The 16,739-nt window shown below is 37.2% G+C and carries 19 protein-coding genes; 11 read left to right on the top strand and 8 right to left on the bottom strand.

Annotated features, from left to right (window positions below):
* Positions 1-36 precede the first annotated feature (36 nt).
* Positions 37-780 carry an aspartate/glutamate racemase family protein gene (locus M1F14_RS16260; RefSeq protein ID WP_071548005.1) on the bottom strand — a complete coding sequence of 248 codons (744 nt, stop codon included), beginning with the start codon at positions 778-780 and terminating at the stop codon, positions 37-39.
* A 121-nt stretch (positions 781-901) separates the two neighbouring features.
* Here M1F14_RS16260 and M1F14_RS16265 point away from each other — a divergent pair, with 121 nt between their 5' ends.
* Entirely contained in the window at positions 902-1,789 is an 888-nt protein-coding gene (locus tag M1F14_RS16265) for a LysR substrate-binding domain-containing protein (protein ID WP_042844140.1), read from the top strand.
* Positions 1,790-1,855: 66 nt separating this feature from the next.
* Here M1F14_RS16265 and M1F14_RS16270 read toward each other — a convergent pair whose 3' ends face one another.
* Complete coding sequence (locus M1F14_RS16270) at positions 1,856-3,139, bottom strand: dicarboxylate/amino acid:cation symporter (RefSeq protein ID WP_181469221.1); 1,284 nt, start codon at positions 3,137-3,139, stop codon at positions 1,856-1,858.
* Positions 3,140-3,966: 827 nt separating this feature from the next.
* Here M1F14_RS16270 and M1F14_RS16275 point away from each other — a divergent pair.
* The 5 genes from M1F14_RS16275 to M1F14_RS16295 all read left to right on the top strand — a co-directional run bounded on the left by M1F14_RS16275 (position 3,967) and on the right by M1F14_RS16295 (position 8,550).
* Entirely contained in the window at positions 3,967-4,920 is a 954-nt protein-coding gene (locus tag M1F14_RS16275) for a 2-keto-3-deoxygluconate permease 1 (protein WP_042844142.1), read from the top strand.
* 10 nt (positions 4,921-4,930) lie between these two features.
* Positions 4,931-6,205 (top strand): D-threonate kinase, encoded by a 1,275-nt coding sequence (locus M1F14_RS16280; protein ID WP_042844144.1) that lies wholly within the window; start codon positions 4,931-4,933, stop codon positions 6,203-6,205.
* A 16-nt stretch (positions 6,206-6,221) separates the two neighbouring features.
* Positions 6,222-7,178, top strand: coding sequence for a D-threonate 4-phosphate dehydrogenase (locus M1F14_RS16285; protein ID WP_306804590.1), 957 nt, complete (start codon positions 6,222-6,224; stop codon positions 7,176-7,178).
* A gap of 3 nt (positions 7,179-7,181) precedes the next feature.
* Complete coding sequence (locus M1F14_RS16290; RefSeq protein ID WP_042844145.1) at positions 7,182-7,952, top strand: DeoR/GlpR family DNA-binding transcription regulator; 771 nt, start codon at positions 7,182-7,184, stop codon at positions 7,950-7,952.
* Positions 7,953-8,118: 166 nt separating this feature from the next.
* Positions 8,119-8,550: a carboxymuconolactone decarboxylase family protein gene (locus M1F14_RS16295; RefSeq protein ID WP_181469219.1), complete on the top strand. Its 432-nt coding sequence runs from the start codon at positions 8,119-8,121 to the stop codon at positions 8,548-8,550.
* Between the two features lie 79 nt (positions 8,551-8,629).
* Here M1F14_RS16295 and map read toward each other — a convergent pair whose 3' ends face one another.
* Positions 8,630-9,400 carry a type I methionyl aminopeptidase gene (gene map / locus M1F14_RS16300; protein WP_042844148.1) on the bottom strand — a complete coding sequence of 257 codons (771 nt, stop codon included), beginning with the start codon at positions 9,398-9,400 and terminating at the stop codon, positions 8,630-8,632.
* Positions 9,393-9,599 carry a ParD-like family protein gene (locus tag M1F14_RS16305; protein WP_048606948.1) on the bottom strand — a complete coding sequence of 69 codons (207 nt, stop codon included), beginning with the start codon at positions 9,597-9,599 and terminating at the stop codon, positions 9,393-9,395. The genes map and M1F14_RS16305 overlap by 8 nt, the downstream gene beginning before the upstream one ends.
* A gap of 302 nt (positions 9,600-9,901) precedes the next feature.
* Between M1F14_RS16305 and M1F14_RS16310 the strand changes: the two genes are divergently transcribed.
* Positions 9,902-10,327: a universal stress protein gene (locus tag M1F14_RS16310; RefSeq protein ID WP_042844149.1), complete on the top strand. Its 426-nt coding sequence runs from the start codon at positions 9,902-9,904 to the stop codon at positions 10,325-10,327.
* A 140-nt stretch (positions 10,328-10,467) separates the two neighbouring features.
* A complete protein-coding gene (locus tag M1F14_RS16315) occupies positions 10,468-10,896 on the top strand; it encodes a hypothetical protein (protein WP_048606946.1) in 429 nt (142 codons plus the stop codon).
* A gap of 5 nt (positions 10,897-10,901) precedes the next feature.
* Here M1F14_RS16315 and M1F14_RS16320 read toward each other — a convergent pair whose 3' ends face one another.
* Positions 10,902-11,675 carry a nucleotidyltransferase domain-containing protein gene (locus tag M1F14_RS16320; RefSeq protein ID WP_071548001.1) on the bottom strand — a complete coding sequence of 258 codons (774 nt, stop codon included), beginning with the start codon at positions 11,673-11,675 and terminating at the stop codon, positions 10,902-10,904.
* Complete coding sequence (locus tag M1F14_RS16325) at positions 11,656-12,885, bottom strand: nicotinamide mononucleotide deamidase-related protein YfaY (protein ID WP_181469218.1); 1,230 nt, start codon at positions 12,883-12,885, stop codon at positions 11,656-11,658. Before M1F14_RS16325 ends, M1F14_RS16320 begins: the two co-directional genes overlap by 20 nt.
* 230 nt (positions 12,886-13,115) lie before the next feature.
* Between M1F14_RS16325 and M1F14_RS16330 the strand changes: the two genes are divergently transcribed.
* Positions 13,116-13,661 (top strand): toxin-antitoxin system YwqK family antitoxin, encoded by a 546-nt coding sequence (locus tag M1F14_RS16330; protein WP_042844153.1) that lies wholly within the window; start codon positions 13,116-13,118, stop codon positions 13,659-13,661.
* A gap of 173 nt (positions 13,662-13,834) precedes the next feature.
* Positions 13,835-14,302 (top strand): YcxB family protein, encoded by a 468-nt coding sequence (locus M1F14_RS16335; protein ID WP_048606943.1) that lies wholly within the window; start codon positions 13,835-13,837, stop codon positions 14,300-14,302.
* Between the two features lie 66 nt (positions 14,303-14,368).
* Here the strand turns inward: M1F14_RS16335 and fabV are convergent, their stop codons facing one another.
* Together fabV and M1F14_RS16345 are read right to left on the bottom strand one after the other, a co-directional pair.
* Positions 14,369-15,568 carry an enoyl-ACP reductase FabV gene (gene fabV / locus M1F14_RS16340; protein WP_181469217.1) on the bottom strand — a complete coding sequence of 400 codons (1,200 nt, stop codon included), beginning with the start codon at positions 15,566-15,568 and terminating at the stop codon, positions 14,369-14,371.
* 126 nt (positions 15,569-15,694) lie between these two features.
* Complete coding sequence (locus M1F14_RS16345) at positions 15,695-16,009, bottom strand: DUF1090 family protein (protein ID WP_048606937.1); 315 nt, start codon at positions 16,007-16,009, stop codon at positions 15,695-15,697.
* Positions 16,010-16,300: 291 nt separating this feature from the next.
* Here M1F14_RS16345 and M1F14_RS16350 point away from each other — a divergent pair, with 291 nt between their 5' ends.
* Positions 16,301-16,726 (top strand): SMI1/KNR4 family protein, encoded by a 426-nt coding sequence (locus tag M1F14_RS16350; protein ID WP_405127787.1) that lies wholly within the window; start codon positions 16,301-16,303, stop codon positions 16,724-16,726.
* Positions 16,727-16,739 lie beyond the last annotated feature (13 nt).

Genomic DNA, 16,739 nt, shown 5'->3' on the forward strand with positions numbered 1-16,739 from the left:
TTATCAGATTACCCCAGTGATGGCGAATGATAATTTTCAATGAAATTCAATTAATTTATTTGTTTTTTCTTCATCTACCTCTCTTTTCTCATCGATAGTATACCAATTAATAGCTTCTTTTATTAATGCTTCTGTTGCATCAATAAAATCCTCAGGGTTATTTTTTGAAAGCTCTTCTAATATTAAAGGAATTTCAGTGCAACCCATTACAAACTTATCAATACCACGTGATTTTAGTTGGCTAATATAAGGATAGAGCAACTCTCTTGCTTTAGCTAAATCACCCGATTTATATAAAATAATACTCTGCATTATTTTATATTGATTAACCTCATCGGGAACAATACATTCAATATTGTTCACATTTAGTTTTTCTTGATATAATTTAGTATGAATGGTTGCTGTCGTCGCCAATAGTGCTACCTTTTTAACATTATCCTCAATTATTTTTTTACATGCTGCATCAATAATGCTGATAAAATTAATATTAATTTCTTTCTTTAAGTCCTCATACCAATAATGTGCCGTATTACATGGCATAATAATGCAAGATACACCTGCACTTTCAAGTATTTTAAGTGAGTGTATCATTGCTGGTAATGGTGATGGCCCATTATAAATAATATTTTCTGTTCTATCTGGAATATCAGGCAATGACACAATAATAATAGGAATATGTTCTTGGTCCTTACTTGCATGTGTATTATTGATTAATTTAATAAAAGCATCCGCGGTTGCTCCGGGTCCCATTCCCCCTAACATACCTAATATTTTTTTCATAAGCCCTCCATCAAATTAATGATATCATGACATATTGTTAGCATTAGGTAATTGCAGAGTTTCTATAAGTCATGCTAAATTTGCATAGTAGATTAATAACTAAAAACCATTAGAGGACACAATGATCAGTAATCTTGAAATTAAATGGTTGCACGATATTGTTGTACTAGAAGAATGTAGAAGTTTTACGTTAGCTGCAGAAAAAAGAAATATATCACAGTCTTCTTTCAGCCGAAGAATTCAATCAATTGAATCATCGGTTGGCTTTGAAATATTTGATAGAAATACCAACCCATTACAACTTACCACACAAGGAAAAAGCTTTATTGTTTATGCCAGAAATTTACTTGATGACATTTATTTTCAAATAAACCGAATTAAAGGTATAGATAATGACAAGCAAAAAATTAATATTTCGGCTGCGCATTCACTTTCAGTATTTTTACTTCCTGACTTTATTTCACAATTTTCAAAAAATGTAGATAAGATTTTTTTTGTAGAGTCAATAAATGTTGATGAAGCAGTACATAAACTCAAAGAAGGGCAAAGTGATTTTATATTATCATTTTATAACGAAGAGTTAATGTCATCACCATTCTTACACACGAAAATACTAGAAAGCCGGCTACATCTTGTCTCTCCCTGCGACGAAAAAAAACGCCCTATTTTCAATATTGATAGCTCAACATTGCCTTTAATGAAGTATACAGATGAAAGCTATATGGGGAGGCAAGTCAACCAATTAATCAATAAATCAGATAACCTTCCCTTTGAACTTTCTTTTGTTTCATCTATGAGCGATGTATTAAAACGCATGATACTAACAGGTAGCGGCGTTGGTTGGTTACCTGATTACTCAATTAAAAATGAACTTGAAAAAAATGAATTAGCTATTTTAGACCCAAAATTATCAGTCACTATGGGGGTTTATATCTATCGAACCGAAGCTAGGTTAAATATCTCATCAGAACGCTTTTGGCAGTTTATGAGAAACCAAACCGCGCAATAACTACCAATGCTTAAAGAAATAGCCCTTCTGATAAGAAGGGCGTTAACTAGATAATAGTGACCATCACTATAAAGTTGTGGGTGTTTTTTCGCTCATCACTATTTCAGACTCCTCATTTACACGCCCTTTTCTCTCTTCTAAACGAGATATAACCGCGGTAGAGATACTGTTACCAACAACATTTGTTGCCGTTCTTCCCATATCAAGAAATTGATCGATGGCAAGTAATAGTAAAATCCCAGCTTCAGGTAAACTAAACATAGGTAATGTCGCGGCAACAACCACAATAGATGCCCTTGCTACACCAGCCATACCTTTACTTGTTACCATTAAGGTTAACAAAATAAGTATTTGCTCTGTGATACTCAAGTCAATCCCATAGGCATTCGCAATAAACAATACGGCAAAAGACTGGTACATCATTGAACCATCAAGGTTGAAGGAATAACCAAGAGGCAATACAAAACTTGTCACTTTTTTAGGGACACCATACTGATTTAAAGCTTCCATTGTTTTTGGATAAGCTGATTCACTACTTGCAGTTGCGAAAGCGAGAGCGACAGGCTCACGAATTAATTTCCCCAAACTAAAGACAGATTTTCCTAAGAAAACATAGCCAGCAAAGAAAAGTACTGCCCACAATACCGCTAAAGCAATATAGAAAAGCCCAATTAATTTCCCATAGTCATAAAGTAAACCTAAACCTTCAACCGTCACGGCTGAAGCAATTGCAGCGAATACCGCAATCGGTGCAAAGCTCATCACATAATCGGTAATACGGAACATGATGCGAGATAAGTCTTCAACTAAAGTCACTATGGGGCTTTTTTTGTCTTTACAAATAAATGCAAGACCAGAGCCAAAAAAGATTGAGAAAACTAATATCTGTAAAATTTCATTGTTCGCCATTGCTTCCGCAAAGCTTTTAGGGAAAATATGCGTGATGAAAGCTTTCAGAGTAAACCCTGATGTATTTAAACCACTATCTACCGCAGCCGCTGGAACAGTTAAGTTTAAACCTACACCTAATTGGAATACATTGACAAAAACCATTCCAATTAATAATGAAATTACAGCTGCTGAAATAAACCATACCATCGCTTTAATTGTAATACTACCAACAGAAGAAGAGCCTCCCATTGATACAATCCCTGACACGATTGTTGCAAATACAAGTGGTGCAATAATCATTTTTATTAAACGTAAAAAAACATCAGTAATAATATTCATATAAGATGCGATATTTTTTGCTTCTTCTACTGACGCGGCATAATTATGAAAACCCCATCCTAATATAATACCTAGAATAATAGCTATCATAATTTGTTTCATGAGTTTGTGTCTGTTCATTCGTACCCCTATTTTATTTATTTAAAGTCATAGTTATCACCTATAACCTTTTATTGGATGCGACTCTTGAGCCTGAAATCGATAGTTACATTTTTTTAACTTAAAGAGAAATGCAAATGGGCGAAATACCATGCAAAAAATGCATAAGACAATAATTTAATTTAACACGCTGAGATATAAGGCTTTAAATAGAATAGACCTTACAATAAACCTAACATTATATTTTAAAAACTATCCTTTTTATTTAAAAAATTTATTTTATTTCAATGTTGATAAAAATAATTCTGTATTAGATTAAATACTGTTTGAATAAAAATAAGTTTAAAGACCGCTATCTACTTAACTAAAGCAAGTATGACTTATATAATTTTTGATACTTCTGATCCTTTCTTGTGGTCCTTTCTTCTACTGCATTTATTCATCTGGAAATTAGCCATAAAATAGAAGTGGTAATGCTAATTATTATAGTCAGTGAACAGTTAAATTTAGCAACGCTTATTATCTCACCTATTCAACTCCTCCTTTAAAATACGACTTTTATCCCGCTAAATTTGAACCAAGAAATGTTAGCTAATATGCCATCAATAAGCTTATGTGCATGATTGCAGTCATTAAATAGTCAGCATGATCGATTTCAATCAAAGTATCAGTGCACTCCATACGCCCTATTTCTGAAGTTATTTCACTATATTTAACGATAAAAAGGCTGTTTATGAGTAAAAATGATACTTCCCCACTAAAAATCATTAATGAGATCTAGGTCACTGCTGTTTTATTTTGATTGAATATAATCATTATGACTAAAATAAATCATGGCGGAGAAAACCATGCAAATAAAAAAATCGATAGAACGTATACCTGGCGGCATGATGGTTGTGCCATTAGTCATCGGTGCTCTGATCAATACCTTTGCACCCCAGTCTCTCGAAATAGGAGGCTTTACCACTTCACTATTTAAAAATGGCGCTCCCGCACTGATAGGGGCGTTTTTACTGTGCATGGGGGCAGGAATTAGCTTCAAAGCAGCCCCTCAAGCCCTATTACAAGGCGGTACAATCACATTAACAAAATTAATTGTCGCCATCGCTCTCGGGCTCGGTGTCGATTACCTGTTTGGTATGGATGGCATCTTTGGTTTAACTGGCGTTGCAATTATTGCTGCTATGAGTAATTCAAATGGTGGCTTATACGCTGCGTTAGTGGGGGAATTTGGTAACAAACGGGATGTCGGTGCTATCTCAATTTTATCTCTCAATGATGGCCCTTTCTTTACCATGATCGCATTAGGTGCCGCAGGGATGGCAAATATTCCTTTAATGGCCTTAGTCGCAGTTCTCGTCCCACTGATTGTTGGTATGATTTTAGGTAACTTAGATCCGCATATGCGTGACTTCCTGACAAAAGGCGGGCCAATATTAATCCCTTTCTTTGCTTTCGCATTAGGTGCAGGGATCAACCTAGAAATGCTATTACAAGGGGGCTTAGCGGGAATTTTATTAGGTGCCCTCACCACATTTGTTGGAGGTTGGTTCAATATCAGAGCTGACCGTTTAGTTGGCGGCTCAGGTATTGCTGGCGCAGCCGCATCAAGTACCGCTGGCAATGCCGTTGCAACGCCACTGGCAATCGCCCAAGCAGACCCATCCCTTGAAGCGATTGCGCTATCTGCAGCCCCATTGATTGCAGCCTCGGTGATCACAACGGCCATTTTAACCCCAGTTCTGACGTCTTGGGTCGCTAAACGTCAACAAGCTAAACAGCCTCAAGCTGCCGAAGAGTGAGGAATTCGTCATGAAACTACTCGTTATTGCGGACGATTTTACAGGCGCCAATGATACTGGCGTCCAGTTTGCAAAAAAACAGGCTCGAACTGAGATATTACTCGATAGCACACAAAAACATTCGTGGTTTGCTGATGTCGTGGTGCTCAATACCGAAAGCCGTGCACTAAATGCAGAAACTGCCTCGGATAATCTCCGAGGTAGCTTAAAACCCTTTTTATCACAAACTGAAAAGCCTTTAATTTATAAGAAAATTGACTCAACATTCCGCGGTAATATCGGCATAGAAATTGAAACGGTTATGTCTGAAGCCAATCTTAAACTCGCTATTGTTGCCGCAGCTATTCCTGCTGCTGGACGAGTAACCTTAAACGGTGAGTGCTTAGTTAATGGAAAACCACTGATAGAAACTGAATTCGCATCTGACCCAAAAACACCCGTAGTTTCATCACGTATACAAACGATAATTCATCAGCAAACTGCTCTTCCCGTGATCGAGATCTCTTTAGAACAAATACGTTCAGGGCAGTTCGCAACATGGCTACAAACACAAGCGCCTACACAAGCAACTATTATTGTTACCGATGCCGAAAATGAGCGTGATTTAACCTTAATCGCTGAGGCCGTTTCCTCATTAGTTGAACCTTGCCTATTAGTCGGAGCCGCTGGGTTTGCAAATGCCTTACCTGAAGATAATTTTATGAGTAAAAGGCGAGGATTACCGCTATTTATCGTTGCAGGCTCCATGAGTAGCGCGACCATTGAGCAAGTAAATTATGCACAAACACACTGTAATGCCAGCGTCATTGATATTGATGTAACACAGATCCTTGCATCCAATACACAAAATGACTACATGGCTGCACTCATTAAAGAAGTTAGTCATACATTAAACCAACAAAAACACACCATCATACGTAGTAGTCGAGATGTGCAAGATAGGCATCATATTGATGAGCTATGCATAACCTATGGCATGACGCGTAATGAATTGGGAAAAACAATCAGCGACTTTATTAGTTTGCTGACATTAAACACGCTGTCTGTTGCCAGCATCGGGGGACTTTTTTTAACTGGTGGTGATATCGCTATTGCGGTTGCCAATACTTTGGGAGCAAAAGGTTATCGAATCCAATCTGAGGTTATGCCATGTATACCTTGTGGCACCTTTATTGATAGTGAAATCGATGACTTGCCCGTCATAACAAAAGCGGGAGGGTTTGGCCAAATAACCACTTTATGCGAAGCCATCAAATATATTGAGGAAATTTATTGTGAAAAATAATGTCGTTGCTATTACTATGGGTGACCCTGCGGGAATTGGCCCTGAGATTATCGTTAAATCCCTTGCCGAAGGTGAATTAGCAGGAGCTCCCGCTGTTGTTATTGGTTGTGCAGCAACAATGCAACGTTTAATTACATCGGGTTTGGTTCCTCAAGTAAAACTTAATATCATAAATAATATCAATGAAGCCCAGTTTTCGGCCGATACTATCAATATCATTGATGAACCTTTAGCTGCCCCTGATGAACTTGTCGCGGGCAAAGTTCAAGCACAAGCCGGTGACTTAGCATTTCGCTGTATCAAACGAGCAACTGAGCTTGCGCTGGCTGGTGACGTTAAAGCAATTGCTACTGCGCCATTAAATAAAGAAGCTTTGCACCTTGCAGGGCATAATTATCCTGGGCATACCGAACTCCTTGCCCAGCTAACGAATACTAAAGATTATGCCATGGTGCTTTACACTGAAAAATTAAAAGTCATTCATGTCACAACCCATATCGCATTACGAAAATTTTTAGACACATTAAACTGCGAACGTGTTGTTACTGTGACTCGCATTGCATCGGATTTTTTAAAACGAGTTGGCATTGAAAAACCACGTATTGCTATTGCAGGGGTTAATCCCCATGCTGGAGAAAACGGTTTATTTGGTGACGAAGAAATCGTATATTTACAACCTGCTATAGAACAGGTAAGGTCTGAAGGCATCGATGCGTATGGTCCTTGTCCCCCAGACACTGTATTTTTACAAGCTTATCAAGGGCAGTACGATATGGTTGTTGCAATGTACCATGACCAAGGCCATATCCCATTAAAATTATTAGGTTTTTATGATGGTGTTAATATCACTGCTGGCCTTCCATTCTTACGCACATCTGCGGATCATGGAACCGCATTTGATATTGCTTGGACAGGCAAAGCAAACCCTGAAAGCATGGCTATTTCCCTTAAACTTGCAATGAATGTAGTGTAATCAATGAGCACAATGGATAGATTGGATTTAATACTTGAGTACCTTAAACAGCATAACCTTGTGACTGTTGATGAGCTTGTACAAGCATTATCTGTTTCTGCGGCCACTATCCGGCGTGATTTAATTAAACTAGATGAAACTGGGGTTATATCTCGCACTCATGGTGGGGTAACGCTAAATCGTTTTATTCCAGTGCAACCCACGACTGTCGAAAAAAACCAACGTAACCTAAGAGAAAAGCGGGCTATTGCAAAAGCAGCAGCCCGTTTAATTGAACCGGGAAACACTGTCCTTCTTGATGCTGGGACTACTATGCTTGAGCTAGCTCGCGAGCTAACGCATATGCCGCTGCGCGTTGTGACCGCCGACCTTCACATTGCCCTTTTCCTTTGCGAGTTTAAACAGATAGAAGTAACCATTATTGGTGGGCGTATTGATGATAGCAGCCAATCCTGCATCGGTGAGCATGGACGAAGCCTTCTTCGTAGTATCTACCCTGACATTGCATTTATTAGTTGCAACTCTTGGAGCTTGAGTAAAGGGATCACGACACCAACTGAAGAAAAAGCAGGTCTAAAACGTGATCTTATTAAAAATGCAACACAATCTGTTATGTTAGCGGATAGCAGCAAGTACGGGAAATGGTCATTATTTCGCGTTGCCCAAATGGATGAACTGACTCATATTATTACAGACAATCACCTTCCTCCCGATGTTCAACAGCAATTTAGTCACTCTTGTAGCGCTAAACTATTACTGGTCCCCAGTAATTAATCTGTTAAGCAGCCTATACAACCATCACTCCTCTTCGTCGGCGAATAAGTATATACTCACTTAAAATTAGTATAAAAATATGACTAAAAGTCCGACTAATAAAAGATTCATAAAAATATTTTTAATATTGTATTTATCTAATAACGGAACTTACGAGGAATTATCCATGAGTGCACTAAGACTGGCTTATCCGACATTATCCCCTGATGCCTATAAAGGGCTTATTGATTGTAAAAATGCACTCAATAAAAGTGAATTAGGCAAAGAACTTGTTGAACTTGTTTACTTAAGGGTTTCTCAAATCAATGGCTGCGCTTTTTGCCTAGATATGCATGCCAATTCCTTACGCTCTTCGGGGGTTAGCAATAAAAAAATTGACACGCTAGCAGGTTGGCAAGTTAGCCATCATTTCGACCCGAAAGAACGAGCCGCATTAGCTTGGACTGAAGCGGTTGTGAATATCGCCACAAGTGGTACATCGGATGAGCTATTTGAAACACTAAAAACCCATTTTACCGATGTACAAATTTCAGACCTTACTATAGCCATTGGGTTAATGAGTGCATTTAATCGCATAGCAATCGCACTAAGGCAATAATTAATAACAATCAGCCAGTTTGCCATCGATTACTGATCACAAACTGGTATTTTAGTTTTATCTAATAATTTATAAGGGGCTATTTTTCTTCATCTCGTAATGTCAGCACTTCATAACCGTCTTTAGTCACTAATACTGTATGCTCTGATTGCGCTGATAATTTTTTGTCTCGAGTCACTACCGTCCAACCATCTTTTTTGGTTTTAATTTTCATTCCACCTTGGTTAATCATCGGTTCTATCGTAAATGTCATGCCTTCTTTTAATTCAATTCCTTTACCGCGTACACCATAATGCAGCACTTGTGGATCTTCATGCATTTCACGCCCAATCCCATGTCCGCAATATTCCCTAACGACACTATACCCATGAGACTCCGCATAATGTTGGATTGCTGAACCAATATCACCCAATGTGGCACCTGGTTTAACTTGTTTAATTCCTTCCCACATCGCAGCATAAGTATCTTTAACTAGCTTACGTGCTAAAGGGGAGGCTTCTGGCATAACATACATTTTGCTAGAATCAGCAATAAAGCCATTTTTTTCTAATGTGATATCAACATTAATAATATCTTTTGCTTTTACTATTTCATCTGTTTTAGGAACGCCGTGGCAAACAACTTCATTCAATGAAGTATTCAAAACATACTGGTAACCATATTGCCCTTTACTTGCAGGACGTGCCTGCAATTCATTAACAATGTAACTCTCAACTTTGTCGTTAATTTCCATCGTCGAAATACCCGGAACCATAATAGAATCGAGCATCTTAAATACGCTAGCTAAGAGCCTTCCTGACTCACGCATGAGTTCAATTTCATCTGCTGTTTTAATTTTAATGTTATTCATGAACTTTTCCTTTTGATTCAATAGACTCTTTTTCTAGCATTTCGCTGATTAGCATAGTAAATGTTTTATGCGGATTTAATTCAGCTTGCATACCAACTTTGATCCAAAACTCTGCCTGTGAGTTAATTGAACGAGACATTACTTGGCTTGCATGACGTAAATAATCATGTAATTCATCTGAAATTTTAACAATCCCCAAAATACCCTCACAATACAAAATAGATACAAACCATATACGGATCATATAACATTGAATTAACCGATAAAAGAGCGATAACGGTCAATAGCACAAACCGCATTAAAATTTTTGATTGCGTATTGAGTAAGTTATTGAGATTGAATACTTCATCAAAGTATTTGCCTAATTAACATGCTAACCTTAGTTTTAGAGGCATATTTTATTCTATAATTAGCTATGTCTATTTTATCGGTTTACCGCCCTATTTTTGTAAAAATAAAGCTTAATGGTTGCATGTTCACAAGATGATAGCTGGAGAAAAAATGTACACTAAAATCTTAGTCCCCATTGATATTACAGAAAAAAGCTTAGCTCATTTAGTCATGCCTCATATTCAGCACCTATCTGAGTATGAAAAATCGCAAGTTCATTTTTTAGCGGTTATCCCTACCATTCCCTTTTATACAACAATGGGTTTTGGTTTTGCAGAAAAAGCCGATAGCGAACAAGAGAGCGTAACCAAAAAACTAGCAGAGATTATTAAAGAATTTAAAATTCCCGCTGATAAATATAGTGCACAAGTTCTGATGGGTACCCCAAGGGATGAAATCTTACGAGTTGCAGAAGAAATTAATGCAGATTTAATTGTTATCGGCTCACGTCGACCAAGTATGTCCACTTATTTCTTGGGGTCGACCGCCTCAATGGTTATTCAAAACTCTAAAGTTTCTGTTCTCACAGTACGATAAAACCCTTATCAAAAATAATAAAATGCGGCTCCAGCCAAGTTAGCTTACGTTTAATCATTTATCCTAAATATATTTAAAATAAACCTAGTTAACTTATAATCAATACAAATAAAACTTTATCTTTTTACTTAAGGGATTTAATGAAAAAGTATCTACTCGGGGTCAGTATTACTATAAATGTTATTTTAGCTATTGCTTTAATTACTACTATTATGATGTTTTTCAACATAAAAAGTAAAATTAATACCATGGTTGAACAGATAAAATCAGGGGAATATATTGAGCTGGTTAAGCAAAACTCACAACAACTCTTACCTGATTCACTAAAAGAACTGAGCACCATAGAAATCACTGACAACCCATGTGGGTATTTCTACCAAAAAGTTGACAGTACAGTAGAATATTTAAACAACAACCCTGACATAATTGGCGCTGAAACTTATGCAAGCCAGCTAACAAGCCTAAAAGGTGCAATCGATAAAACACCATCAGTTTTAAAAGAGAAAGCCTGTAGAAAAGGCATTTCAAGCTTCAATTACATAATTGAATCAATACAATCAGAAAAATAATAAGCTTAACCCGCTATATTTCTTTCATGATCTAACCAATTAATAAAGGCTATTAAATTATCTATAAATTGGTTAGCATCAGCTGAAGGATGTAAACTCTGAGTAAAAAAATAATCTAATCGACTTTTTTGCTCAGGGTATCTACCCGTAAATTTTTGCATATAATCCTTTAAACTACTTGGCCAATCCCGATCAGTATCTAACCTTAATACATCTGTTGAACGTATTAATTTCCTTGCAGCCGCTCTTTGTAATAACTTTAATTCATCGAAATTATTGCAATTTTTTATTTTCTGTATATAGCCATTTAGCACCTCAACAAAATCGCCATTCACCGCTTCAGCAATCTGCCGTGAAGGCATAAAAGGATTAAATTGGGTAGACAAATCCGCCCCGCAAATACAACGGCATTGGTGCTTTATCCAATACCCCCAGCTATATAAATTATCTTTATCAATAACTTCAGAGTATAAACCTATATCAAAATCTATTTTACTAACGTTGCTGTACTGAGTGACTAATTGTAGTTGCATTTCAGTTAGCCCAGCATTCTCTTGTACAGTCGCTGGTTGCAATAAAATGACACAAAGGTCGAGATCCGATTGCTGAGGCGTTGCGCTTCCCCTCGCAACGCTTCCATATACATAAACACTATGTAATTTCGTTTTGAATAGCCAAGCGAGTTGCTCCACTGTTTCAGTAATTATTTCCTGAAATTCCGATTGGATTGGAACCTCTTCTAGCATTGGAATATAACCATTAAGATTTAACGTCATCATTTAGCTCATTATCCAGAACCAAAGTCTCAACTTGAACTAACCACTCATAATAACCAATAACTTCTCGAGCATTTAACCAGCGCGACAGCATATCTAACATTAACATCACGCTCACTTCTTGTTTTTCTTTTTGGCTATGATTATTAGGTAAGTAGTGTATCCGCTGTGCATAGCTTCCTGTTGGTGTTGATAGCGCTACATTTAAGTATTGGTCATGATAATCACCAATTGCGAGCCCAATCTGTACGGATTGTTGAGCTGCATTATCTTTGGCTTGTTGCAATAGGCTTATTAAGCTCTGTTCCGACTGCGGAACAATAACTTGACCATGATGCACTAAGATATTAGCCGCATGTAATGTCCAATTTAATAAACCTGCGCTAAATTGTTCACTCAGCGCTATTTGGAGCCCCCTATCTTGTAATTGTTTAGCAATTTTCTGAGCAAAACCTTCCGTCCCCTCAAAAATCATATTATCGCCAACACCTTGTTTAATCGTATGCCAGCATTTCTCCATTTGTTGGCGTCGTGATGCAGGCCCTGTCAGTTTTAATTCAATAATTGGCATTGATGAACGATATCCAAGCACACAATCATCCGGTAAAGAGATACTATCAAACTGTTTTGCCAAACTACTTTCGCTACGCCCAAAACTAGTTAAACGCAAACAAACTGGCGGTTCCGGTAATGTAAATTTCTCACGTATTTGAGGTAAGATTTGTTCAGTAATCATGACCTTAAATTCTGAAGGAACCCCAGGCGTGAAAAAAAGCACACAATCATTTAGTTTTAATGAAAAACCACAAGCAGTTCCAACGGAGTTATCAATTAATTCTGCATTTTCAGGTAATAATGCCTGCTTGCGATTCGTTTCAGGCATGACTCGCCCTCTCGCAATAAAATAGTTTTCCATAACCGTAACCCACTGTGAGTGCTCTACCAGAGGAACTCCCACAGCTTTAGCCGCTGCTAATGCACTTAAATCATCGCTTGTTGGGCCGAGCCCTCCATTAACAATCAGAATGTCTGCATGCAAGCTGCGTTCAAGAAAAGTAGAGATTAAACTCTCTAAATCATCCCCAACAGTCGTTCTGCTAGATAAAGGAAGCCCTTGCTGAAAGAAATAATCCGCCAACCAAGCCGCATTTGTATCGATTATTTGCCCATGTAAAACTTCATCGCCGGTACTTAACATTTCAACAACTAACATCCATGACTCCCTTTTTTACAAAACCACTTAACTTCATTAAATTACCTTATAATCGTCCTGACTAAAATCAGTTATTTAAAAATGTTCAAATAAACGATAAAAACAAATGCTGGGCTTATAACTAAAAATGAATAAATTAAGATAATTCTCACAACACGCCGTTATAAAAAGGCTATAGTCATATAGTTATTTGAATCAATTATTTTTTCACAGCAAATAATAGGGTTTATATGTTAATGCTAAATCGTTTTAAATCAGTTGTATTATGTTCTCTAGTTTTATTTATCTCAGGGTGCCAACTCGCTACTTCCTCAAAATCAGAATCCAAATTTTCATCCTTAGATGAACTTAAAAATATTGAATTTCCGTCCACAAAAGCACCAAAAGGTATTTCGGATGGGCCATTTGGAATGGAATATGATAATGGTAAACCAGAATTCAAAACATGGATAAAAAAAGGATGTTTCGACAAATACATCAAAACCTATTATGAAAATGGGAATCCAGAATCTGACATTCAACTTAAAGATTGTTTAGTCAACGGAACTATACGTAATTATCATAAGAATGGGCGTATTGATCTTGAGATGACGGTAAACAAAGGTAAATTATCAGGTCCATTTACAATTTTCCATGATACCGCAAGCAATAAACCTAATATTACAGGTACATTTAATAATGGTGTACTCGTAGGTACGGTAACAGAATTTGATGAAAACGGTACAGTCACTGGCAGAGCCGTCATTCGAAATGGCGAAGTTTTTATAGAACAATAATCACTTAGCTTATTTTTTGAAGAAACTAATCTGATTGTTTATTTTATATAAGCGATCAGATTTACACCTCCCACAATTATCGTTACTATCCTCACTATAACCACTCTATAAAACAACCTAAAAACCTGATTATGATAGATCCAATTTCTGTAATACTTAATCGTGCAGATTATATGAAATTCAGTCGTTACAGCCATAAAAACCATTATTTCACTAAAGATAAAACCAATAATTTACCTTTTTTAGTTTTAGTCATGATTTTTGTCGTTGCCTGTGTTTTCACTTTTCGGTATTTTAATGCAACCTTACCAATTATATTCACTTCATTTTTACTAGCAGTACTGCTGTTTATCACTTTTGCATTACGTCTTGTTCAGGTCCTAAATAAAGCAATTCCTGATGATAATGGTTTTTTATTTACTGAACGAGAATATTGTATTGATGAAGAAGGTATACATGAGGAAAGTATCCATGGAACTTCTTTAATAAAATGGAGTGCTGTACAATTTATTAGAACCGATGGTGATTTATTATATCTGTACTTGGATAGAATCTACGCAATTATTATCCCCGCTCGTAGTTTCGCATCAGAACAAGCCAGCCAACAATTCATCCAATATGTGAAAAGTAAAATAGATTAATAGATAATATAAAACCCGCATTAATAAATGCGGGTTTTAATCACAGCTTCTATGGTATTAAAGCAATTAAATGAGTTCTTTTACTTCAAAGTTAACTTCACCGCTTAAATCAGCATCATAATCAACACCACCTAAGCCGAAACCAAATAAGCGTAAAAATTCAGCTTTATACCCTTGGTAATCTGTTAATTCATTGATGTTATTATCATTAAGCTGCTGCCAAATTTCGCGACATGTACTTTGTACATCATCACGCAGCTCCCAATCATCTAAGCGCAAACGGTGCTTTTCATCTGTTTCAGGTGACGTGCCTGTAAACAATTTAGTTGCGAATAAACGTTGGATTTGTTCGATGCAGCCTTCATGTATCCCCTGCTCTTTCATGATCTTAAATACAATTGAGATATAAAGAGGCATCACAGGAATAGCTGAAGACGCTTGAGTAACGACAGATTTTAATACTGCGACGTACGCAGCCCCACCCTTCGCTTGCAATTTTTGGTTGATTGCATACGCAGCGCGGTCTAAATCTTCTTTAGCTTTACCTAACGTCCCATGCCAGTATATTGGCCAAGTCAAATCTGTACCGATATAAGAATAAGCCACAGACTGTGCATTGTCTGCCAGAACACCGGCTTCATCTAATGCGTTCATCCACAGTTCCCAGTCTTGCCCGCCCATCACCTTAACGGTATCAGCAATTTCTTGTTCATTTGCAGGTTCAACAACGGCTTCAATCAGCACATCTTTGTTGGTATCCAACGCAACTGATTTATACGGTTCACCGATAGGTTTTAACGCAGAACGTACCACTTCACCTGTCTCTGGCATTTTACGAACGGGTGATGCAAGTGAATAAACAACAAGGTCAATTTGGCCTAAATCTTGTTTGATTAAATCAATGACGGTTTGACGGCATTCATTCGAGAAGGCATCACCATTGATGCTTTTTGCATATAGCCCCTCTTCTTTTGCTGCTTTATCAAAACCGGCTGAGTTATACCAACCTGCAGAGCCTGTCTTACTTTCACTGCCTGGTTTTTCAAAAAAAACGCCGATAGTAGCCGCACCGCTGCCAAATGCAGCATTGATACGAGATGCTAGGCCATAACCGGTGGATGCCCCAATAACTAGAACTTTTTTAGGACCATTTTTCAGCTCGCCGCGTGATTTCACGTAGGCTATTTGCTCACGTACATTGGCTTCACAGCCTGCTGGATGAGCTGTAGTACAGATAAAACCACGAATTTTAGGTTTGATAATCATAATAATTTTTTCTTGGTAGCTAACAATCAGGTTCTAATATACCTGATATTATCCATTTACTTAAGACAGAGTGAGCATAAACATAGTGAACAGACCAGTTTATTTCTCATTTTGCCAATAATGTGTCTATTTTAAGTCGTTCAAAGCTTCAAGAACACGCCTCAGTGAATCCAGTTCTCTCTCAAGCTCACTGGCTTTTCCTCTAGGATAATAATCATATCCCCTTGTTGCTCCTGAATAACTGTCATAACATTTATCACCCAGCTTATGGATTTTTTTCTTTATTTTATAAATTTTATGTTTATTACCATGAGATACAGCACTACGAAACTCTTTCTCTAATTTTATCAGTTTTTTCTCACAACTATAATAACTAGAACCCGCTTGTGACGATAAGGGTATCAACATGACAAATAATGTAAGTAATACGGCTTTTTTCATTATATTTTCTCAGTCTACTTAATAAAATATTTATCATTAGTCCATCACCTAATGATATTTTCATCTACAAGACTTTTCTTAGTTGGAAAACGATCGCAATTTATGTAAAAAATCCGGAAAATAACGCACTTTATATACCCATCAGATTAAGGAGTATTTCACTATGCCCCAGAACAATTTTATGAACTGATTTGGGAAACTCTGCAGCAAATAAATAAAAAAGATTTTCACGTCGTTGCGGCACATTCACCGACTGAGGAAGCAATTCGTGATTTAGAGAATGTAACAGGCATTACGCTACCCGAAGATTTTTTGCGCTTTTCGCAACGTACTAATGGGCTATGTGTCTTAGCTCAAGAAGACGCTTGGCCAGAAGCAAAGCTGTTTGATGTTGGCCCTGCGTGGACATTTCATCGTGGTTTAGTCATTTTAGGCATCGAAACTGAAGAACTACCTGAGTGGGCAAGTATTAAAACTGCTTATAACAGTCTAAGGGAAATTTATGAGGTTACTGATGTCTTACCATTATTAAAAATCATTGGGGACGGCAACCATTACTGGGGAATTAAACAAGATGGTAGCTATGTTGAAGTCTTCGATGGGGAAGCAACTTCTTTAGAATGTCATTTCACTGATATCTACCACGCGGAGATTGAGTCACTTATTCAAAGGCAGAAAGATATGAGCGAGCTGATTAAAAAACGCAAAAGCAAATAAATCTAAGAAGTTG

The sequence above is a fragment of the Providencia sp. PROV003 genome, assembly GCF_045040775.1.
In the GTDB taxonomy this organism is placed as follows: domain Bacteria; phylum Pseudomonadota; class Gammaproteobacteria; order Enterobacterales; family Enterobacteriaceae; genus Providencia; species Providencia huashanensis.

What these genes read in the sequence shown, in the direction of transcription:
- M1F14_RS16260 (WP_071548005.1), bottom strand. Translation starts at nt 780, where the DNA reads ATGAAAAAAATATTAGGTATGTTAGGGGGAATGGGACCCGGAGCAACC.
- M1F14_RS16265 (WP_042844140.1), top strand. Translation starts at nt 902, where the DNA reads ATGATCAGTAATCTTGAAATTAAATGGTTGCACGATATTGTTGTACTA.
- M1F14_RS16270 (WP_181469221.1), bottom strand. Translation starts at nt 3,139, where the DNA reads ATGAACAGACACAAACTCATGAAACAAATTATGATAGCTATTATTCTA.
- M1F14_RS16275 (WP_042844142.1), top strand. Translation starts at nt 3,967, where the DNA reads ATGCAAATAAAAAAATCGATAGAACGTATACCTGGCGGCATGATGGTT.
- M1F14_RS16280 (WP_042844144.1), top strand. Translation starts at nt 4,931, where the DNA reads ATGAAACTACTCGTTATTGCGGACGATTTTACAGGCGCCAATGATACT.
- M1F14_RS16285 (WP_306804590.1), top strand. Translation starts at nt 6,222, where the DNA reads ATGGGTGACCCTGCGGGAATTGGCCCTGAGATTATCGTTAAATCCCTT.
- M1F14_RS16290 (WP_042844145.1), top strand. Translation starts at nt 7,182, where the DNA reads ATGAGCACAATGGATAGATTGGATTTAATACTTGAGTACCTTAAACAG.
- M1F14_RS16295 (WP_181469219.1), top strand. Translation starts at nt 8,119, where the DNA reads ATGAGTGCACTAAGACTGGCTTATCCGACATTATCCCCTGATGCCTAT.
- map (WP_042844148.1), bottom strand. Translation starts at nt 9,400, where the DNA reads ATGAATAACATTAAAATTAAAACAGCAGATGAAATTGAACTCATGCGT.
- M1F14_RS16310 (WP_042844149.1), top strand. Translation starts at nt 9,902, where the DNA reads ATGTACACTAAAATCTTAGTCCCCATTGATATTACAGAAAAAAGCTTA.
- M1F14_RS16315 (WP_048606946.1), top strand. Translation starts at nt 10,468, where the DNA reads ATGAAAAAGTATCTACTCGGGGTCAGTATTACTATAAATGTTATTTTA.
- M1F14_RS16320 (WP_071548001.1), bottom strand. Translation starts at nt 11,675, where the DNA reads ATGATGACGTTAAATCTTAATGGTTATATTCCAATGCTAGAAGAGGTT.
- M1F14_RS16325 (WP_181469218.1), bottom strand. Translation starts at nt 12,885, where the DNA reads ATGTTAGTTGTTGAAATGTTAAGTACCGGCGATGAAGTTTTACATGGG.
- M1F14_RS16330 (WP_042844153.1), top strand. Translation starts at nt 13,116, where the DNA reads ATGTTAATGCTAAATCGTTTTAAATCAGTTGTATTATGTTCTCTAGTT.
- M1F14_RS16335 (WP_048606943.1), top strand. Translation starts at nt 13,835, where the DNA reads ATGAAATTCAGTCGTTACAGCCATAAAAACCATTATTTCACTAAAGAT.
- fabV (WP_181469217.1), bottom strand. Translation starts at nt 15,568, where the DNA reads ATGATTATCAAACCTAAAATTCGTGGTTTTATCTGTACTACAGCTCAT.
- M1F14_RS16345 (WP_048606937.1), bottom strand. Translation starts at nt 16,009, where the DNA reads ATGAAAAAAGCCGTATTACTTACATTATTTGTCATGTTGATACCCTTA.